Here is a 16,389-nt window from a genome sequence, read left to right on the forward strand (position 1 = left end):
AAAAAAGATGTGGCCGGTGTGGCCGAAGACGCCCGGATCAGCCCAGGATCGCGAAAATGTCGTCTTCCTTGACCACCAGCAGGTCGGTGCCGTCCAGCTTGACCTCGGTGCCGCTGTACTTGCCGAACAGCACCTTGTCGCCCACCTTGACCTGCGGCGCGCGGACGCTGCCGTTGTCCAGTGCCTTGCCAGCGCCCACGGCGATGACTTCGCCCTTGATCGGCTTTTCAGTGGCCGAATCAGGGATGACGATGCCGCCCGCGGACATCTTTTCCTCTTCCATGCGTTTGATGACCACGCGGTCGAACAGCGGCTTGATATTCATTTGCAGCAACCTCGTAGATGGTTGAAAAATCCGGATTACGTTTGTTTGCAATGCCCTGCTGGCCTGCAGGCCGTCGCGGGCATGCCCGGCGAACCGGGACTGCGACTGAAGATGGGGCACGTGGGCGGGGATTCAAGGGCCGTGGCGAAGATTTTTCTGCGCCAGGTGGCTGCTGCTGCGTGTGGCGCAAAAAAAGAAGGAGCACGTCCTGACGGAACGCGCTCCTTCTGGTTCGGGATTGGCATCCAGCACGGCACGTCCTGTGCCCCTCCCCCCACACCTGACCCCTTGTCGATGGCCAACTCCTGTCAGCCCGGGGCCATTGTTGCCCAATTACGTCATGTTTTCCATAGGTTCACGTTATGGGTCTGGCAACAATGGTAATAGCGCGCGATCAGGCCGCCCGCAGGATCAGCGACTGCAATCGATCCGGACCGGCCCAGTGACCTCCAGCCGACTGTCTCCGTCGGCGCTGAAAATGAGGCCGCTCAGCACGACCACGTCCCCGTCGACGCGGGCCACGGATGCGGGAACGTCGAAGCCGTGGGCCACCGCGGCGTTGAAGATCCACGCGGGATCGCCGTGTTTGAACTTCGCATCGACGCCGACGTGGATCCGCACGTCCGTGTCGCCCATCGGCCCCTGGTCCGCGCCATCAATATCGACGTAGACCGGCTTGCCGTCGGGCCCCTTGCCCGGGCCGTGGATGGTGAAGACCTGCGAGCCGTCCTCTTCGCCCACCGAGCACGAGGCGGGCTGAAACCAGAACTCTCCCGCGTCGGTGGGGATCACCACCCGCGGGAAGGTGACGGCGGCGGCCTGACGCTTGGCCTCGGCGGCCACTTTTGCAGGTACCGCGCTGCCGTTTTCGGCCGCGCAGCCACCGCCGATCACGATCGATGCGGCGACGATGGCCGATGCAATGACTGAAACCTTCATCCTTGACGCTCCTTGGGGTGCGGCCGGCTGTCGCTGCCGGCCGTATTTAATGAATGCTTGTTTCAACGCGCTCTAGGCACTTGCAGCTCGCTGATCTCGCCCGGCGTGTCGCTTTGCTGCCACGAGCGCACCCAGACCGTGCCGATCGCGTCGTCATACACGACCGAGTTGCGCCCCAGTCCGGTGGTCATGACGTCCTGGCCGCCGGCGTTGACGGAGACCACCATGGTGATCCGGGGATCTCTCCCGGGAACGGCCGGTCCGGTGGGCTGGGCGCCATCCTCGCCCAGCATCACGCCCAGCATCTGGTCCACGACATAGGCCGGATCGGGGCCTTCAACGGTGACGGCGCGATAGTCGACGCTGGGTGCTGGCTGCTCGCGCTCCTCCCAGTTGCCCGCGGGACCTTCGGCCGATTCGAGCTGTGCGCACGGCGCGCCCAGGCAATCCAGACCTGCGACGTCGGCATCGGACAGCTCCTTGCGCCCAGCCTGGACGACATGGGCCGTCATGCCCTGGATCGGCGCCATCTGGAAGCGCCAGCTGACATGGGGCCCCACGCCGAACGCCTCGGGTGGCGCGTGGTGTTCGGCCGGGACGCCCTCCAACGCCTGCTCGCGAAACGCCGGACCCAGGTTGATGCGGGTGATTTCAACCTCGCTGGTGCCCCCGTCCTGGTCGTTGGCATCGCTGTGCAGGTCATAGGTCACCCTGTAGCGGGCATGCGGCAGCGACCCTTCCTGGTTCTCCATCAGCAGCAGCGCGCGGACCGGCGCGATGAGGTCGGCGTCGGGCATGAATACGGAATCACCCTGGCCGGGAAAGCGTTCGGCGGTGTAATAGTCGTCCCACTGCAGGTTGTCGAATTCAACCTCGACGTAGCCCGGCGCGCTTGCAAAACCCGCGGCTGCGTCAGCAGCGCAGGCCGGGAGGGTCATCATCGCCAGTGCGCCGCCCAGAACGGCGAGGGTGACTCCGTTTTTGTGTGGCATCGGTGTGTCCATCGTCCAGCTCTCCTTGTGCATCCAGGTACATCGCATGTCGGCCAGCCGCCAGCAACAGCGAAGCCGCTGACTCCATCCCACTCAAGACGACGCCGGGCGCGGGATCCGGACACCGGCAGACCCTTTAAGGACCGCAGGTCCGCGCCATGAGGCGCTCGACCATCATGGACGAGCGCGCGAACGTCGCCGCGCTGCCCTCGGTACAATCAGGACCATGCCTGTCCTGATCGCGTATTGCACCTGTCCCGATGCAGCCAGCGCCGACGTCCTGGCCCGTGCGCTGGTGGCCGAACGTCTGGCTGCGTGCGTGAGCGAAATGCCCGGCGTCCGGTCCACTTACCGCTGGGAGGGCCGGGTCGAGCAGGGCAACGAAGTACTGCTGATGATCAAAACGACCACAGAGCAGCTGGACGCGCTGACCGCCCGGGTCCGCGCCTTGCACCCCTATGAACTTCCCGAGCTGATCGCGGTCGAAGCCGTCGGCGGACTCGCCCCCTACCTGGATTGGGTCGTAGAACAGACCCGAGATGATGACTGAACCGCGCAAACGCCAGACCCCCAACCTCTTCCCGTCCTCCGTCTTCAGCGACCCAACACGCGCCCGCCTGGGGCGCCGCGTTGTCGCAGGCCTGACCGGTCTTGCGCTGCTGGCCGGCCTGGCGTTTCCGGCGGTGGCAGCCGTCGATGCCGACGACCTGTTGCCCGTCGACGAAGCCTTTGCCGTGGACGCCCGGGCCAGTGACCACGGCGCCGTCGCCATCCACTGGAAGATCGCTGACGGGTACTACCTGTATCGCCACCGCACCTCGGTGACCAGTGATGCCGGGTTTGCGGCCGGCGACCTGCAACTGCCGCCCGGCGAGCCACACGAAGACGAATTCTTCGGCAAGGTGGAAACCTACCGCAAGCGCTTGACCGCCCAACTGCCGGGCGATGCCCGGGGCGCAAGCACCACGCTGACGGTCAAATACCAGGGCTGCGCCGACGCGGGCATCTGTTACCCGCCGCAGACACGCAAGCTGACCGTGGCACTTCCCTCGGTTCCACCGGCCAGCCGCCCGGCCACCGCAGGCAACAAGGGCGCGAGCCTTCTGGGCAAGCCACTGGCCACCGGCGGCCTGGGCGGCAATGCGCTGTTTCCCGGCGGCGCGGGCGGCGTCGACGCCATGCCCCTGCCGGCCGAGCAGGCCTTCGGCTTCGAAGCGATCGCCGGTGATGGCGACACTTTGCTGCTCCGCTTCAGCCCGGCATCGGGCTATTACCTGTATCGCGACAATACCCGTCTGACCCTGGAGTCGGCCGACGGCGGCATCGCCCTGGGCAAACCGCGCTGGCCGAACGGGCGCCAGCATCGCGACGAGCATTTCGGCGATGTGGTGGTGTATTTCGACCAGATCGACGTGCCCGTCCCACTGTTGCGTGAGCGCGCGGACGCCGCGACGGTCAAGCTGACGGCCACCTTCCAGGGCTGCCAGAACGACGGCATCTGCTACCCGCCGATGACCCGCAAGGTCGAGATCGACCTGCCCTCAGGGACGGTGAACGCCACCGCAAAAACCGCCGCTGACGCGCCCGGTAAGCAGTCCATCCCGGCGGCAGGCGATGACGCAATCGGGGCACAACCTGACAACGGCCCGGAACTGCCGGAGGCAGGCGACACCGACGCGGGCGTTGTGGGCGACGCGAGCGCGTCTATTGAAGCGCTGGCAAACAACGGACCATCCGACGCGGACGTCGCTGGCGCCAACGCGTCGCCGGCGTCGCCGAGCACGGACGCGGCCGCGGCCGCACCCGACTCCGTACCCGGCCTGTTGCTGATCCTCGTGTTCGCGCTCATCGGTGGCCTGATCCTCAACCTGATGCCGTGTGTGCTGCCGGTGCTGTCACTGAAGGTGCTGTCGTTGGCAGGCAACGGCCATGCGCAGGGTGCGGCGCGCAAGCAGGCGCTCTGGTATACCGCCGGCGTGATGGTCAGCTTCGCGGCACTGGGCGCCTTGGCCCTGGGTCTGCGGCAGGCCGGACTGGCGCTGGGCTGGGGCTTCCAGTTGCAGCAACCCCTGGTGGTCGCGCTGCTCGCGCTGCTGATGCTGGCGCTCGGCCTGAGCATGTCCGGAGTCTGGCAACTGGCCGGCCGCTGGACCGGAGCGGGCCACGGCCTGACCACGCGCTCCGGTCCGGCGGGGGACTTCTTCACCGGCGTACTGGCGGTTGTGGTCGCCACACCGTGCACCGCGCCGTTCATGGGCGCGGCGCTGGCCTGGGCATTCACTGCGCCGGCCGCCACCGCGCTGGCGGTGTTTCTCGCCCTCGGACTTGGCCTGGCGCTGCCCTTCCTGCTGATCGGTTTCGTGCCTGCCCTGGCCCGCGCCCTGCCGCGCCCGGGCGCTTGGATGGAAACCTTCAAGCAGATCATGGCCTTCCCGCTCTACTTGACCGCCGTGTGGCTCGCCTGGGTGTTGGCCAAGCAACTGGGCGCTGACGCGGTTGGCCTGTGGATGGTCGCGGCGGTCCTGGTGGCGTTGGGCGCCTGGGCCTGGAACCACTCGCGGGTCAACCTGCGCCCCTGGGCGACGTCGCTGGCGGTGATCGCGCTGCTGGGGGCGGGCTGGACGCTGTGGCTGATCCATACCCACCCCGTGCCGGAAAAGGTGCTGGAGCACACCGCAGTTGGCGAAGACCAGCTGGTGAAGGTGCCCTTCAGTGAGCAACGCCTGGCCGACCTGCGCGCCGCCAACCGGGTGGTGTTCGTGAACATGACCGCCGACTGGTGCGTTACCTGCAAGGCGAACGAGAAGACGGTGCTGGGGCGCGATGGATTCAAGCGCGCGCTCGACGATGCCGACGCGGCGTACCTGGTCGGTGACTGGACCAACGTCGATCCGACGCTTACCGCGTTCCTGCAGCGCCACAACGCGGTGGGCGTGCCGCTGTACGTGGTGTTTCCGCGCGGCGGCGGCGAGGGGCAGATCCTGCCCACCGTGCTGACCCCCGACATCGTCCACCAGGCGTTGGCCGATGCGGCCGTGGAAGCGTTCTGAATGGGCCAGAACAGCAAAATCGTGCTTGCCGCAGCGCTCGCGGCGTTGCTTGGCGTCGCACTCAGCATCTGGCTGAACCCGCCGGCGCCGCTGATGCGCACCGAGATCGGCCAGCGCGCACTCCAGGACGTACTGGCCGCCACCGCGCCGACCCCACCGGCCGGGCTGGCCATCGCGCGCCGGGGCCAGCCGATCCCGACGCTGGAGCTGCCCGGGCTGGATGGCCGGCTGATGCAATTGCCGCAGGCGCATGCTGGCCGCCCGCAACTGATCAACCTGTGGGCCAGCTGGTGCGGGCCGTGCATCGAGGAGATGCCCGAACTGGACCGTTTCGCCGGCCAGCAGGGGGACCAAGGCACCCAGGTGGTCGGCATTGCGCTGGACGACGCCGACGCGGTGCGCGCCTTCCTTGAGCGCGTACCGGTGCGCTACCCGATCCTGATCGATGCGGCCGGCCCCGCCGATGCGGGCGTGCAACTGGGCAACGTGAAGGGTGTCCTGCCCTATTCGGTTCTGGTCGACGCGCAGGGCCGTCTGCTGAAACAGAAGGTCGGCCCGTTCCGGGATGGCGAAATCGATTCCTGGGCTGCTCAATGAGGCCCGTGATCCAGACGGCTGCCCTCACGCCAGAATTCAAACGGCCGATTAAAACAACGTAACTTCGGCGAATGACCCCGTATTTTCTGGACACTGCGGTGTCACTCGGCCACACTTCCGTGCTTTCCACTGCGGCAGCCCCATGGCAAAACTGCTGGTCCTGCATGGCCCAAACCTGAACCTGCTCGGCGAACGCGAGCCGGAGATCTATGGCCACATCACGCTCGCAGCGATCGACGCGGAACTGCGCGGCATCGCGGAGACCGCGGGCCATGAATTCGACAGTCTGCAGTCAAATGCCGAGCACGTGCTGGTCGACCGCATCCAGGCGGCGCGCAGCGATGGTACGGCGGTGATCCTGATCAACCCCGCGGCGTTCACCCATACCAGCATCGCCCTTCGCGACGCGCTCGCCGCGGTGGCGCTACCGTTTTACGAGATCCACCTGTCCAATCCGCATGCCCGCGAGCCCTTCCGCCACACGAGCTATTTCAGCGACCTGGCCGTCGGCGTGATCGCCGGGCTGGGCCCCGCCGGCTACCGCTGCGCGCTGGATGCCGCACTGCATCGACTGGCGGCGACGCCGGCCTGAACCTCCTTCGGCCGCCCCGCGCGGCCAACCGACATAACTACCTGAGGACCTCCCATGGACCTGCGCAAAATCAAGAAACTCATCGATCTGCTGGAAGAGTCCAACCTGGCCGAGATCGAGATCAAGGAAGGCGAGGAGTCCGTCCGCCTGGCGCGCTCACCGCGCGGCACCATCATGGCGACTGCGCCGCAGCAGGCCGTTGCCGCCCCGCCAGCGATGCCGATGGCCTCGCCGGTCGAGGCCGCCACCGGCGGCAGTGCGCCGGCAGGAAACGACCTGCCCGACGGACATGTCGTGCGCGCGCCCATGGTCGGCACGTTCTACGCATCGCCGGCGCCAGACAAGCCGGCGTTCGTGACGGTGGGCCAGACGGTCACCGCGGGCGAGACCATCGGCATCATCGAGGCGATGAAGATGTTCAACCCGATCGAAGCCGACGCATCCGGGACCATCGTCAAGGTGGTCGCCGAGAATGGTCAGCCGGTCGAATTCGACCAGCCCCTGTTCGTGATCGGCTGAGGCCGTGGCGATGCTGGACAAAGTCGTCATCGCCAATCGGGGTGAGATTGCGCTGCGCATCCTGCGCGCCTGTCACGCCCTGGGCATCCATACCGTTGCGGTGCACTCCACCGTCGACCGCAACCTCAAGCACGTCGCGATGGCCGACGAGTCGGTCTGCATCGGCCCGGCACCATCGCCCGACAGCTACCTCAACATGGCCTCGCTGATCTCCGCCGCCGAGGTCACCGACGCCCAGGCGATCCACCCCGGTTACGGCTTCCTGGCCGAGAACGCGGACTTCGCCGAACGGGTCGAGGAGTCGGGCTTCATCTTCATCGGCCCCAAGGCCGAGACCATCCGCCTGATGGGCGACAAGGTCGCCGCGATCCGCGCGATGAAGGAAGCCGGCGTTCCCTGCGTGCCCGGCAGCGATGGCCCGCTGGGCGACGACCCGCAGACCAACATCAAGATTGCCCGCGAGATCGGCTATCCGGTGATCGTCAAGGCCTCCGGCGGCGGCGGCGGTCGCGGCATGCGCGTGGTCCACACCGAGGCGGCGCTGGTGAACGCCATCCAGACGACCAAGGCCGAGGCCAAGGCCACCTTCGGCAACGACATGGTCTACATGGAGAAATTCCTGGAGAATCCGCGCCACGTGGAGATCCAGGTTCTCGCCGACGGCCAGGGCAACGCCATCCACCTGGGCGAGCGCGATTGCTCGATGCAGCGCCGCCACCAGAAGGTGGTCGAGGAGGCCCCGGCACCGGGCATCACCGACGAGCAGCGCGCAGAAATCGGCAAGGTCTGCGTGGATGCCTGCATCCGCATCGACTACCGCGGCGCGGGCACGTTCGAGTTCCTTTACGAGAACGGCCGCTTCTACTTCATCGAGATGAACACCCGCATCCAGGTCGAGCACCCGGTCACCGAGATGGTTACCGGCATCGACCTGATCCGCGAGCAACTGATGATCGCCAGTGGCCAGAAGCTGCGTCTGAAGCAGGAAGACATCGTGTTCACCGGCCACGCCATCGAGTGCCGGATCAACGCCGAGGACCCCGACACCTTCATGCCCAGCCCCGGCCTGGTCACGGATTTCCACGTTCCCGGCGGTCCGGGCGTGCGCGTGGACAGCCATCTGTATGCCGGCTATCGCGTGCCGCCGAACTACGACTCGATGATCGCCAAGCTGATCGTTCACGGCCCCGACCGCGAGACCGCCATCGCCCGCATGCGGGTGGCGCTCAGCGAGATGGTGATCGACGGCATCAAGACCAACATCCCCTTGCAGCAACGCATCCTGGCCGACGTCGGCTTCCAGCAGGGCGGGCAGAACATCCACTATCTGGAGCGACGCCTGAAGGAACAAAAGGAGAAGTCGCTGGCGATCAGCTGAGCCGACCATGCCTTTCCTTGAACTCACCCTGCCGTGCACGGAAGCCGAACAGCCCCGCTATGAGCGGGCGCTGGAAAACGTCGGCGCGCTTGCGGTCACCCTCAGCGACGCCCACGCCGACGCGCCCGACGAGGAGGCGATCTTCGAGCCCGGCGTCGGCGCGATGCCGCTGTGGGCCGAGCTTTCGCTGACCGCGCTGTTTCCCGGCTCCACCCCGCGCGAGCTGCTGCTTCACGCGCTGGAGGCGGCTGATGACGGGATCGACTGGTCACATGTCGAGTTCCGCGAGGTCGCCGACCAGGATTGGGAACGGGCCTGGATGGACCAGTACGAGCCGCTGAAATTCGGAGAACGGACGTGGATCGTGCCGTGGAACCATGAACTGCCGGCCGGCGCCGACCGCGACGGCAGCGCCGTGGTTCGGTTGGACCCCGGCCTGGCATTCGGCTCGGGCACCCACCAGACCACGGCCCTGTGCCTGCAGTGGCTGGACGGTCTGGCAGGCCTCGGTGCGCTGGACGGCGCAACGGTGCTGGATTTCGGTTGCGGCTCCGGCATCCTGGCCCTGGCCGCGTTGAAGCTCGGCGCAGCCGGTGCGGTCGGCGTCGACAACGACCCCCAGGCCCTGACCGCCACCGCCGACAACGCGGAGCGCAACAGCGTGGGCGAGCGCTTGACCGTATATCTGCCCGAGGATGAGCCCACCGAGATGCGCTATCCCGTGGTGGTCGCCAACATCCTCGCCTCCGCGCTGATATCGCTGGCCGACGAGCTCGCCGCGCGCGTATCCCCCGGCGGCCGGATCGCGCTCTCCGGCATCCTCGCCGGACAGGAGGAAGAGGTCATCGCGAGGTTCGAGGGTGCTTTCGAGCAACTGCAGGTCGCCCGGCTGGATGACTGGGTCCGCATCGACGGCGTGCGTCGGAGCTGACGCAAGCGCCCGCGCCCGATTGATCCGATCCATCACTGCAGGCAGTCACTCGCCCGCGCCGCTCGGCTAAACTGCGGCGATGTTCGTGCCCTGCCCCCACTGCGGTTTTCTGGTCGCGCTCATCGTCGGTCGCGGGGACCCATCGCAGCCGTGCCCGCGTTGCGGCAAATCACTCGACGCGGAGGTACTGACTGCCGACGCTGTGGATCCCGCACAGACCGATGCCGGGGATACGAAGGAAGCGACGCCCGACCGCACGCGTTTTGACGCCCAGGCCGATTCTGTCAGCGCGCCCTCGCGCCGGGCCGCGCCTCCAGGACCCCCGGCCGATCATCGCGAGAACCCGCAGCCTGCTGCGACGCCACGTATTCCCGACCTGGAGTCCGCGGCGGGCGCAGGGTCAACCACGTCGCCGCCTGCTGCCATGGGAGGGAGCGCCTCGATAGTGGACCAATCGCGCGCTGCCCACCGGCGGCCCAGCTTCCTGCGCGCCATCGGTACCCCGCCCCGCCCCGACGGAGCGCGCTGGCCATGGATCGTCGCGGTCGGCGTGCTTGGAGCACTTCTGATCCTGCAGCTGCTCTTGCTGCAGCGGGCCGACCTGGCGGCCAGTGCGCGCTGGCGCCCCGTCATCGCCAGCGTGTGTGCGGCGCTGGCCTGCGAGGTGCCGCTGTGGCACCAGCCGGCGGCCTACACGATGCTCGCGCGCGACGTCCGGCCGGTCTCCGGAGAGCCCGGCGTGCTCAGCGTCAGCGCCAGCTTCCGTAACGATGCTGCTCTGCCGCAGGCCTGGCCCGTCCTCTACCTGCAGCTTACCGACATCAATGGTCAGGCCGTGGCCGCACGGATGTTGCAGCCGGCTGATTACCATTCCGATGCCGCGCACGACGGGGAACTCGCCGCCGGCCAGAGTGCCAGTGTGTCGTTCCGGATCGCGGAACCGGCGACCCCGATCGTCGCCTTCAACTTCGATTTTCGATGAAAAACGCCGCTGCGGGTTTTGTCGCGCGGCCGCGCAGGCTAGACTCACCGACTGTCGTCGCCCCGCACAACGCGGCGCATCGTAAGCGACAGGCGGTCACTGTCTGGGGGGACACGACTTGAATGCAGCAACCACTCGCACCGACACCATCCGCTCCGGCAACCGGGTTCCCCTACGCGATCACGTCGCCACGTCGATCCGTCGTTACCTGCGCGATCTGGATGGCAGCGCGAACGCCGACCTCTACGAGATCGCCCTGCGCGAGCTGGAAATCCCCCTGTTCGCCGAAGTCCTGACCCACTGCGAGGGCAACCAGAGCCGCGCCGCGGCGATGCTGGGCATCCACCGCGCCACCCTGCGCAAAAAGCTGCGCGAATACGGCCTGGTATAGGCGGCGACCGACGACCGTACAATAGCTGCCCCACCGCAGCTCCCGTGCCCGCAATGACCGACCTTGTTCCCGTTCGCCGTGCCCTGCTTTCCGTGTCTGACAAGACCGGCCTGATCGATCTCGCCAGCGCCTTGACCGCCCATGGCGTGCAACTGCTGTCCACCGGCGGCACTGCCAAGGCGATCCGCGAAGCAGGCCTGGCGGTGACCGACGTGTCCGAGGCAACCGGCTTTCCGGAGATGATGGACGGACGGGTCAAGACCCTGCACCCGATGATCCACGGCGGCCTGTTGGGCCGCGCAGGCACCGACGACGCGGTGATGGCCGAGCACGGCATCGATGCAATCGACGTGCTTGTGCTGAACCTGTATCCATTCGAGCAGGTCTCGGCCAACCCCGACAGCTCGATGGAAGACATCATCGAGAACATCGATATCGGCGGTCCGGCGATGCTGCGCTCGGCGGCGAAGAACTACGCCCGCGTCGCGGTCGCGACCGATCCTGCCCAGTACGACGCGCTGCTTGCCGAGCTGGCGGACAACCAAGGCGCGCTGTCGGCAAGAACCCGCTTCGCGCTCTCGGTAGCCGCGTTCAACAGGGTCGCCGCCTACGACGCCTGCATCAGCAACTATCTGTCCTCGATCACAGAGGATGGCAGCCGCTCCGTGTTCCCGGCGCAGGAGAACAGCAACCTCATCAAGGTGATGGACCTGCGCTACGGCGAGAACCCGCACCAGCACGGCGCCTTCTACCGCGACCCGCACCCGCTGCCGGGCACGCTGGCAACCTTTTCCCAGTTGCAGGGCAAGGAGCTCAGCTACAACAACCTGGCCGACGCCGATGCTGCGTGGGAATGCGTGCGCCAGTTCGATGCGCCGGCCTGCGTCATTGTCAAACACGCCAACCCGTGTGGCGTCGCGGTCGCGGCCAGCAACGCCGAGGCCTACGACGCCGCCTTCGCAACCGACCCGACGTCGGCGTTCGGCGGCATCCTGGCGTTCAACCACACCCTGGACGAAGCGACGGCGAAGGCGATCCTCGACCGCCAGTTCGTGGAAGTGCTCATCGCCCCTGACTACGAGCAGGGTGCACTGGACTACTGCGCCAAAAAGGCCAACGTGCGCGTATTGAAGATCCCCCACGGCGATGGGCGAAACGATTTCGACCTCAAGCGCATCGGCTCGGGACTGCTGATGCAGTCTGCCGACAACCGCCAGGTTGGTCGCGACGAGCTCACCGTGGTCTCGACCGTGGCGCCCACCGCGGCCCAGCTGGACGACCTGATGTTCGCCTGGCACGTCGCCAAGTACGTCAAATCCAATGCGATCGTCTACGCCCGCGACCTGCGCAGCATCGGCATCGGCGCAGGCCAGATGAGCCGCGTGGTATCGGCAAAGATCGCCGGACTGAAGGCCGAGGAAGCGGGTCTGTCGGTCCCAGGTTCGGTGATGGCCAGCGACGCGTTCTTCCCCTTCCGCGACGGTATCGATGCGGCGGCGGCGGCCGGCATCAAGGCGGTCATCCAGCCGGGCGGATCGATGCGCGACAAGGAAGTGATCGCGGCCGCGGACGAGCACGGTATCGCCATGGTCTTCACCGGAGTGCGGCACTTCCGCCATTGAGTACCGGGCTGGTAGTCAGCTTCCGGTAGTAGGGCATCAGCGCCAGCGCCCGGGCCACCACGAACACCACGAACGCGGCCCAGAGCCCGTGATTGCCCCACAAGGCGGTCATGGGCCAAGCGGCCAGCAGGTAGACGGCGAGTGACAGCAGGCTGGCGTTGCGCATCTCACGCGTTCGCGTGGCGCCGATGAACACGCCATCCAGCTGGAACGCCGCAACCGACAGCATGACGTACAGCGCCGTCCACGGAAGATGGGCAATGGCTACCTCGCGCACCGCCGGCAGGGTGGTCAATCCGGCCACCGCAACTGCTCCGAACAACAGGATCAACGCGGCCAGAGCCAACGCGGTACCCGCGGCCAGTTCGCTGCTCAGGCGGACGACCCGGGAGAGCCCGGCCCTATCCCGCGCACCCCAGGCAGCACCGACCAGCGCCTCGGCCACGAATGCGAAGCCGTCCAGGAAGAAGGCGCTGAACGACACCAGCTGCAGGAGGATGTGGTTGGCGGCGAGCGTCACATCGCCAAAGCGGGCACCGGCATTGGCGAACCAGCCAAAACCGAACAGCAGGCATAAGGTGCGCACCATGATGTCGCCGTTGGCGGCCATCGCCTGACGCAGTCGGCCCAGGCTGCGGATCCGCACCCAAGGCAGAAATGGCTCGCTATCAAGATGCCGCGCCCGGAGCAGACGCACGACCACCAATACTGCAACGCCGCAGGTAAGCCACTCCGCGAGGGCGGTGCCAAGCCCGATACCGCGGGCTCCCATTCCGAGTGCGCCCGCCAGCCAGATGTCGAGCCCGGCATTCAAGCCGTTCAACAGCAATTGCACGCCCAGCAATGTCCGGCTGTGCCCGAGCCCAATCAGCAAGCCGCTGCAGACAAACAGGGTCAGCGCCGCCGGCGCGCCCCAGATGCGCGCCCGGAAATAGGCCGCGGATATCGATTCCACCTCCTGGCTGCCGTCCATCAGCCCGAAGTACACCCGGGTTGTCGGGCCCTGCAGCAGCATCAATGCCACTCCCAGGCCGACGGCCAACAGGACCGCGCGCCCTACGGTGGCACGGACTTCCGCCTCGTCGCCAGCGCCTGCCGCCTGCGCGGTGAAGCCCGTCGTTCCCATGCGCAGGAACCCGAAACTCCAGTAGACGAAGTTGAACAGCAGCGCGCCCAGCGCAAGAGCGCCCAGCTCCGCGGCACTGCCGTAATGGCCGATTACAGCGGTATCGATCAGCCCCAGCGTCGGCACCGCCGCGTTGGCAAGGATGATCGGCCACGCCTGCCGCGCGATCGCGCGGCGACTGATGGATGATGCGTGCAGCGGCGGGGGTACGAGCATGAGCGGCATGATGCCCGCTCAAGCATCCCGCGTCCGACACGAACTCCCCAAAACTGCCCGCCTATCGAAGATCGGCACCACCGGGATTGATCGCGCCCGGTCGCAGGCGAAGGGTGCCCAGGATCGAATCCCACAAGGCCAGCGCCTCTGCGTCGTCATTGAACGGCGCATCCATGATCTCGCCGTTCTCGTCCGTCTCGTCAGTGGTTGACATGCGCAATGAGAGAAACGGGTGCTCGATCGATGCTTTCTCTCCCTGGCTTTCCCACAGGAACTCGTAACTGCGCTTGCCGCCTGCATCTCCCCGGACAAGCAACTCCTGTCCCTTGATTGGACCGATGTTGCGGTCTCCGCGGCGCAGCGTCTTCATTCCGGCCGCCGTGCCTTCGTAGCCGGGCGGAATTCTCGAATTTCGGCGCAGCAGCGGCTTGTCGGGTGCGCCGGTGACATAGGACATAAAGCCCAGCGAGAGCCCCGGCATCCCGCGAATGCGGATACCCGCAGTCACTTCTTCCTTGTTGAGCTTGCTCAACGTAACCAGCCCTTGATCGATGCAAAAGCCTGGTGCTGTCGGGACTTCCCCGGCCGCTCGATAACTCAGGTTTCTCGATAGGCGTCGCATGTATTCCTTTGCCCTTTCGGGGTTGCTGCCACTTCCCTCAACGGAAAATACGTGCATGACAGACGCGTCGGCCATCAGAGCATAAAGCGTGTCTTTATTTGTTGCCGTACTGTTCGGACTGAACCATGAGGAGAGCAAAATGCGATCAGGCTGAAAGTCGACGCGATCGCGAAGCATAAACGCACGAGTTTTGTGAGGTTCCGATCGTAGACGCTTTTCGGTCGCGTCTACAAATGCGACAAACTCCTTCGTATCGAATCCACGGGTCGTTTCAACGGCAGCTCCGCCGACGATGAAACTTGTCGAGGTTTTGCTGCGCAAGGGCAAATCAAGCAAGTGGCGGCCGTAACAGTGTGTAGCCAATTGTCCATGGTCACTTTTTGTCATTTTTGATCCTTGTCGGGCAGCTACGGGCATCGCTATTGAGACAACCATAGCTACAGCAAAAGCGGATATTGCAAGTTTGCAACGTTTCATGCCCAGTCTGCCTCCAACGAAATACTCGCCACACTGACAAGTGTCGCCCACTGGCTGCGCGAATCGTTGTAACTGTCTTGATGGTCGTAACCTTTATTCTTGCCTTTTTCGTTGGTTGCGACGAACGCGCCTGACCCTTGATTCCCCTGCCTGAAGCTTGCAGACACCCCCGATTGGAGGGGAGCTTCTCCAGAAATGGTGGGAACCGTGCCATCGCCCGGCTGACTCGCCTCCCCGAAATTCAACGGGATTACTTTTTCGCCAATTTTGAGGCTGAGCTTCCCGTTACCATTGTCCTCGCCGCGCGTCATCCCGTTCAAAGAGGGCAGCTGAGGTCCTTGCCAGTGAACATCGGCCCAGCCATGCAACCTGTCGTCAGCCCCATAGTGCACAAATGCAGGCTGGGGGTATTTACCCGAGATTGACTCATGGAAGCATTGGGTATCATTCAAAAGCCGCGTGAATCGTTCAAACCCGATCGCTTCAGCCCCGTCGAATTCCGGTTCATTATGTAAGCTCGCAGGATCGAGCATATCCAAGCTTTCCTGCGGAACCAGTCCGTACCATTCCCTGCTGTGATAGATCTCGGTGTATGGGTCGGATATCGGGAGCGCATGCGACGGGTTGTTTTCAGGTCCACCCAACTTCAGCCAGGCACGCCCCTCCCCGTAGTCTGCGCTGGGAAGTAACTCCAGGGCTCCAGGGGCGTTGCCGACGATGGCGGTGACCTCCTTGGCATTTCGTCCCAGGATTATCTGGGAGACGCCGTCGTAGCCACACCGACAATGGTGATACGTGGCAGGCGCGCCGGTGGCGGGCATGACGCCGTGCACTACCCCGAGCAGCTTGCCGTACTCGTGGACCCGGGCAATCGCTCGGCCGACAAGGCCACCCATCGAGTGGGTCACCAGGATTACCTTCTTCACGTCTTGCCCTTTCGATCGGTGATGAGCAAGTACGACGTCATCGATGTAATCGATCAAGTCCTGTCCAGAATCCTCGTTGGACTGCAGCCAGTTGTAGCCGCCGCCCCACACTTCGTAACGATAGCTTGCAGCGTGCTTGAAATCGTCACCGCTGAGGGCTGGACCCGCCTTTTCGTCCCCGTAGTCGCCCGGACTGCGCGTTCCGTTTTCATTCCACCACTCCAGCAACCCTCCGGCTTCCATGATGTTGTTGAGGCGCTTCTGCATCAGCGCCATTACAGGGTGGTATGACGAGCGCATCACCGCACCCCAGCCACGATCCTTTGCGACGGATTTTTTAAGCGCGCCATCTGTATCGATGGACCCTCGGTCATCCACCTCCACTTTGCTCGGATCCAGCATCCGTTGCCGGGTTGCGGGCCCACGAAACACGTAGGCGAACATCTGGCCCATAGCACCAAGGATCGGGAACACGCCGTCGGTATTGGGCGGCCGCCAGACTTTGGAGCCTGTATTGGATTTGAGGTTGGTACCCATGATCCCCGGCAAGAAAATGATCGGGATCACGGCGGTGGGCTGGGCAAGGATGGCCCGCTGTCGGGTGTCGGTGGTCGGGCTCAGCGTTGTGTGGGTTAACGGACTCCCCTTCCCGTCGGTTTCATGGGAGCCAATCCTGATTTCGTCTTCCGTCCGTGGCATGCCTG

16 protein-coding genes are annotated in these 16,389 nt (G+C 65.4%); 10 read left to right on the plus strand and 6 right to left on the minus strand.

The genetic code is table 11. The features are described from left to right. Positions 1–37 precede the first annotated feature (37 nt). The 3 genes from groES to KZ491_RS10205 form a co-directional block, all read right to left on the minus strand. Entirely contained in the window at positions 38–325 is a 288-nt protein-coding gene (groES, locus tag KZ491_RS10195) for a co-chaperone GroES (protein WP_222565751.1), read from the minus strand. A gap of 411 nt (positions 326–736) precedes the next feature. Then, a complete protein-coding gene (locus KZ491_RS10200) occupies positions 737–1,264 on the minus strand; it encodes a hypothetical protein (protein WP_222565752.1) in 528 nt (175 codons plus the stop codon). A 62-nt stretch (positions 1,265–1,326) separates the two neighbouring features. Further along, a complete protein-coding gene (locus KZ491_RS10205; protein ID WP_222565753.1) occupies positions 1,327–2,256 on the minus strand; it encodes a hypothetical protein in 930 nt (309 codons plus the stop codon). Between the two features lie 226 nt (positions 2,257–2,482). Between KZ491_RS10205 and cutA the strand changes: the two genes are divergently transcribed. The 10 genes from cutA to purH all read left to right on the plus strand — a co-directional run bounded on the left by cutA (position 2,483) and on the right by purH (position 12,318). Beyond that, on the plus strand, positions 2,483–2,806 hold the full coding sequence (gene cutA / locus KZ491_RS10210; protein ID WP_222565754.1) for a divalent-cation tolerance protein CutA: 324 nt from the start codon (positions 2,483–2,485) through the stop codon (positions 2,804–2,806). Then, entirely contained in the window at positions 2,796–5,306 is a 2,511-nt protein-coding gene (locus tag KZ491_RS10215) for a protein-disulfide reductase DsbD family protein (RefSeq protein WP_246606751.1), read from the plus strand. Before cutA ends, KZ491_RS10215 begins: the two co-directional genes overlap by 11 nt. After that, positions 5,307–5,903, plus strand: coding sequence for a TlpA family protein disulfide reductase (locus KZ491_RS10220; RefSeq protein ID WP_222565755.1), 597 nt, complete (start codon positions 5,307–5,309; stop codon positions 5,901–5,903). A 142-nt stretch (positions 5,904–6,045) separates the two neighbouring features. Beyond that, the gene (gene aroQ, locus KZ491_RS10225) at positions 6,046–6,495 is read left to right on the plus strand and encodes a type II 3-dehydroquinate dehydratase (RefSeq protein WP_222565756.1); all 450 of its coding nucleotides are present in this window, start codon (positions 6,046–6,048) and stop codon (positions 6,493–6,495) included. Positions 6,496–6,549: 54 nt separating this feature from the next. Further along, positions 6,550–7,014 (plus strand): acetyl-CoA carboxylase biotin carboxyl carrier protein, encoded by a 465-nt coding sequence (gene accB, locus KZ491_RS10230; RefSeq protein ID WP_222565757.1) that lies wholly within the window; start codon positions 6,550–6,552, stop codon positions 7,012–7,014. A 10-nt stretch (positions 7,015–7,024) separates the two neighbouring features. Continuing rightward, the gene (gene accC, locus KZ491_RS10235; RefSeq protein WP_222565758.1) at positions 7,025–8,392 is read left to right on the plus strand and encodes an acetyl-CoA carboxylase biotin carboxylase subunit; all 1,368 of its coding nucleotides are present in this window, start codon (positions 7,025–7,027) and stop codon (positions 8,390–8,392) included. A gap of 7 nt (positions 8,393–8,399) precedes the next feature. Beyond that, positions 8,400–9,323, plus strand: a complete 924-nt coding sequence (prmA, locus tag KZ491_RS10240; protein ID WP_222565759.1) for a 50S ribosomal protein L11 methyltransferase — start codon at positions 8,400–8,402, stop codon at positions 9,321–9,323. 445 nt (positions 9,324–9,768) lie between these two features. Beyond that, complete coding sequence (locus KZ491_RS10245; protein WP_222565760.1) at positions 9,769–10,305, plus strand: DUF3426 domain-containing protein; 537 nt, start codon at positions 9,769–9,771, stop codon at positions 10,303–10,305. A gap of 118 nt (positions 10,306–10,423) precedes the next feature. Further along, the gene (fis, locus tag KZ491_RS10250) at positions 10,424–10,696 is read left to right on the plus strand and encodes a DNA-binding transcriptional regulator Fis (RefSeq protein WP_222565761.1); all 273 of its coding nucleotides are present in this window, start codon (positions 10,424–10,426) and stop codon (positions 10,694–10,696) included. Between the two features lie 53 nt (positions 10,697–10,749). Then, a complete protein-coding gene (gene purH, locus KZ491_RS10255; RefSeq protein WP_222565762.1) occupies positions 10,750–12,318 on the plus strand; it encodes a bifunctional phosphoribosylaminoimidazolecarboxamide formyltransferase/IMP cyclohydrolase in 1,569 nt (522 codons plus the stop codon). Here purH and KZ491_RS10260 read toward each other — a convergent pair. The 3 genes from KZ491_RS10260 to KZ491_RS10270 all read right to left on the minus strand — a co-directional run bounded on the left by KZ491_RS10260 (position 12,290) and on the right by KZ491_RS10270 (position 16,384). Continuing rightward, the gene (locus KZ491_RS10260; protein ID WP_246606752.1) at positions 12,290–13,669 is read right to left on the minus strand and encodes an MATE family efflux transporter; all 1,380 of its coding nucleotides are present in this window, start codon (positions 13,667–13,669) and stop codon (positions 12,290–12,292) included. The two genes, purH and KZ491_RS10260, sit on opposite strands and share 29 nt — an antisense overlap. Before the next feature lie 52 nt (positions 13,670–13,721). Further along, on the minus strand, positions 13,722–14,669 hold the full coding sequence (locus KZ491_RS10265; RefSeq protein ID WP_222565763.1) for a T6SS immunity protein Tli4 family protein: 948 nt from the start codon (positions 14,667–14,669) through the stop codon (positions 13,722–13,724). Between the two features lie 86 nt (positions 14,670–14,755). Next, the gene (locus tag KZ491_RS10270; RefSeq protein WP_222565764.1) at positions 14,756–16,384 is read right to left on the minus strand and encodes an esterase/lipase family protein; all 1,629 of its coding nucleotides are present in this window, start codon (positions 16,382–16,384) and stop codon (positions 14,756–14,758) included. Positions 16,385–16,389: the final 5 nt, after the last annotated feature.

The organism is Novilysobacter antarcticus (assembly GCF_019802285.1).
Lineage (GTDB): Bacteria > Pseudomonadota > Gammaproteobacteria > Xanthomonadales > Xanthomonadaceae > Novilysobacter > Novilysobacter antarcticus.

What these genes read in the sequence shown, in the direction of transcription:
- purH (WP_222565762.1), top strand. Translation starts at nt 10,750, where the DNA reads ATGACCGACCTTGTTCCCGTTCGCCGTGCCCTGCTTTCCGTGTCTGAC.
- KZ491_RS10205 (WP_222565753.1), bottom strand. Translation starts at nt 2,256, where the DNA reads ATGCCACACAAAAACGGAGTCACCCTCGCCGTTCTGGGCGGCGCACTG.
- aroQ (WP_222565756.1), top strand. Translation starts at nt 6,046, where the DNA reads ATGGCAAAACTGCTGGTCCTGCATGGCCCAAACCTGAACCTGCTCGGC.
- prmA (WP_222565759.1), top strand. Translation starts at nt 8,400, where the DNA reads ATGCCTTTCCTTGAACTCACCCTGCCGTGCACGGAAGCCGAACAGCCC.
- KZ491_RS10270 (WP_222565764.1), bottom strand. Translation starts at nt 16,384, where the DNA reads ATGCCACGGACGGAAGACGAAATCAGGATTGGCTCCCATGAAACCGAC.
- cutA (WP_222565754.1), top strand. Translation starts at nt 2,483, where the DNA reads ATGCCTGTCCTGATCGCGTATTGCACCTGTCCCGATGCAGCCAGCGCC.
- accC (WP_222565758.1), top strand. Translation starts at nt 7,025, where the DNA reads ATGCTGGACAAAGTCGTCATCGCCAATCGGGGTGAGATTGCGCTGCGC.
- KZ491_RS10265 (WP_222565763.1), bottom strand. Translation starts at nt 14,669, where the DNA reads ATGACAAAAAGTGACCATGGACAATTGGCTACACACTGTTACGGCCGC.
- KZ491_RS10215 (WP_246606751.1), top strand. Translation starts at nt 2,796, where the DNA reads ATGATGACTGAACCGCGCAAACGCCAGACCCCCAACCTCTTCCCGTCC.
- accB (WP_222565757.1), top strand. Translation starts at nt 6,550, where the DNA reads ATGGACCTGCGCAAAATCAAGAAACTCATCGATCTGCTGGAAGAGTCC.
- KZ491_RS10220 (WP_222565755.1), top strand. Translation starts at nt 5,307, where the DNA reads ATGGGCCAGAACAGCAAAATCGTGCTTGCCGCAGCGCTCGCGGCGTTG.
- KZ491_RS10200 (WP_222565752.1), bottom strand. Translation starts at nt 1,264, where the DNA reads ATGAAGGTTTCAGTCATTGCATCGGCCATCGTCGCCGCATCGATCGTG.
- KZ491_RS10260 (WP_246606752.1), bottom strand. Translation starts at nt 13,669, where the DNA reads ATGCCGCTCATGCTCGTACCCCCGCCGCTGCACGCATCATCCATCAGT.
- groES (WP_222565751.1), bottom strand. Translation starts at nt 325, where the DNA reads ATGAATATCAAGCCGCTGTTCGACCGCGTGGTCATCAAACGCATGGAA.